The sequence below is a fragment of the Enterobacter cloacae complex sp. 2021EL-01169 genome (assembly GCF_020733125.1).
GTDB classification, from domain to species: Bacteria; Pseudomonadota; Gammaproteobacteria; order Enterobacterales; family Enterobacteriaceae; genus Enterobacter; species Enterobacter roggenkampii.
In genome coordinates, this window is sequence record NZ_JAJFTC010000044.1 from 1 (window position 1) to 2,004 (window position 2,004).

Annotated in this window: 2 protein-coding genes; one reads left to right on the forward strand and one right to left on the reverse strand. The window is 39.7% G+C overall.

What is annotated here, in order from left to right; genetic code table 11:
* Positions 1 to 256 precede the first annotated feature (256 nt).
* The gene (locus LLF79_RS26740) at positions 257 to 829 is read right to left on the reverse strand and encodes a flavin reductase family protein (protein WP_021241342.1); all 573 of its coding nucleotides are present in this window, start codon (positions 827 to 829) and stop codon (positions 257 to 259) included.
* A 128-nt stretch (positions 830 to 957) separates the two neighbouring features.
* On the opposite strand from LLF79_RS26740, the gene LLF79_RS26745 reads away from it, so the two are divergent.
* On the forward strand, positions 958 to 1,857 hold the full coding sequence (locus LLF79_RS26745; protein WP_058653788.1) for a LysR family transcriptional regulator: 900 nt from the start codon (positions 958 to 960) through the stop codon (positions 1,855 to 1,857).
* Positions 1,858 to 2,004 lie beyond the last annotated feature (147 nt).

Below are 2,004 nucleotides of genomic sequence, written 5' to 3' on the forward strand. Positions count from 1 at the left end.
ACAAAGTCTCGTTTTGCCTCAACATACAAATCACTGCGAATACAGCCCATATCAGGAATATCTTGCATCCCTGCTGGTGTTAGTCCTCAGATACTGAAAAAACCGAGTTTTTACACAGCCTGGGCACTGAGTGGATATGCTAACTGAGCTAAAGGTCCGCTGTGAGTGAGAAGCAAACATCTTAAGTAGGTTGTTCTTTTATGCTACTACCTCTTTGTAGCCATGTTATATGGCTACATTTATGCAGAAGTAAGGATTAGTCTTTTCCCGGCCCATAATTAAATTTTGTCCCTTTGCCAATGGCGTAAAACTGTCCGCCAGCTACGTAATGAACAGTACGTAATTCATCTGGTGCATCATCAAAAATCCAGTGCCCATTTTTGAAAACGCGGTCATCACTCCATGCTCCGACAATTTCACCCATGAACAAGTTGTGCTGCTTTTCATTTTCTTCATTGGGTATGACCTTACATACTAACCAGCCAGCGCAACCTTCCACTAAAGGCAGATCAAATTCTTTCTGATAAAATAGTGGGATTTTACTATTTTTATCGGGTGTGTCGGAATAACTGTGACCTCCAGCATATAAAACCATTTCCATCTGATTCACTACTGGGATCTGTACAACGTAATATCCGCTTTTTTCTACAAGCCCGCGAGTAAATGCCTGTGGACCTATAAAAGCCATCACTTTGTTATTGCCTACTAATCCCACCCAGGCCGCTGCCATGACATTTTCAATGCCATCATTTTTAGCCGATATCATCGTCGTTGGCCCGACCTGTAATAAACGATAGGCTTTGTTTAACTCTACTGGTTGAATTGACATAATTTACTCTTTTGAGTTCTGATAAAAAGTAAGACAGGTTACTTATTTGATTGTTCGATTATATGGCTGGAATATTTGCAAATTAATTGCTATTATCAAAATACATTATTGCAAATTTCACAATAATCATGGACAAACTTGACGCTCTAAAATTTTTTATCATCGCCTCTGAGACCTTGAACTTCCGCGAAGCAGCCATCAAGCTGTCGGTTTCACCATCAGTAGTAACCCGAACAGTCGCTGAGCTGGAGAAACAACTTGGTGAACCTTTATTCAAACGTAATACGCGTTCGATCTTTCTCACCAGTTTCGGCGAACTATTTTTACCCCAAGCAAAGCGACTGCTTGAAGATTCTGAAAAACTTTTTCAGACAGCGAAAGATGATAATGAAATGAAGGGTATTGTTCGTATCACATTACTTCGATTTCCAAATCATGAACAAATCTTGTATGAACTATTGACTGCACTACGTCCCTATCCTGAGTTATTTATCGACTGGCGTTTAGATATGATGAAACTTGATACTATTGAGCATCGTATTGATATAGGTATACGCGTAGGACGAGAACCTAATCCAAACTTTATCATTAAAAATATCGGACAAGTTGAACATATTTTGGTTGCATCCCCTGAACTTATTGAGCGCCTGGGAGCACCTACTGATTTAGAAGATCTTCGACAGCGTTATCCATTTAGTGGTTTAATTAATCCTGAGACGGGAAAATCATTTGAGTTTATGAGTGACGCAGTAAATACTTTTGTCCCTCGTCATATTGAGTTTTATACTACAGATCCATATGCCGAAATTCAGGCTGCATTGGCCGGGAGAACGGTTGTACAGTCCAGCGACTTTATCTGTAGGGAGTACTTAGCAAGCGGCCAACTTGTTCCCCCATTGCCAGAACTGCGACAGGAGAAATGGCAATTTTATTTATATCGGCCTTACCAGCTGATTACTCCCAAAAGGGTGACGGTCGTTTTCTCGTTATTAGAAAAAATATTACGCAAATATTTCGCATCAAAATAACATTCTCCTCGACGTCCGCATCTGGCACAGGCTGTGTGAAAACTACTGATCACTTTTTGGTCTAAGTAGTGGTTTTATATGATCAACCATTCTTGATAAACCAATGCAGAAACTTACTTTATTTAATAAAATTAGAATCATACGATT

Bases quoted from the DNA above. Each gene is read 5' to 3' on its own strand.
- LLF79_RS26740 (WP_021241342.1), bottom strand. From the start codon at position 829: ATGTCAATTCAACCAGTAGAGTTAAACAAAGCCTATCGTTTATTACAG.
- LLF79_RS26745 (WP_058653788.1), top strand. From the start codon at position 958: ATGGACAAACTTGACGCTCTAAAATTTTTTATCATCGCCTCTGAGACC.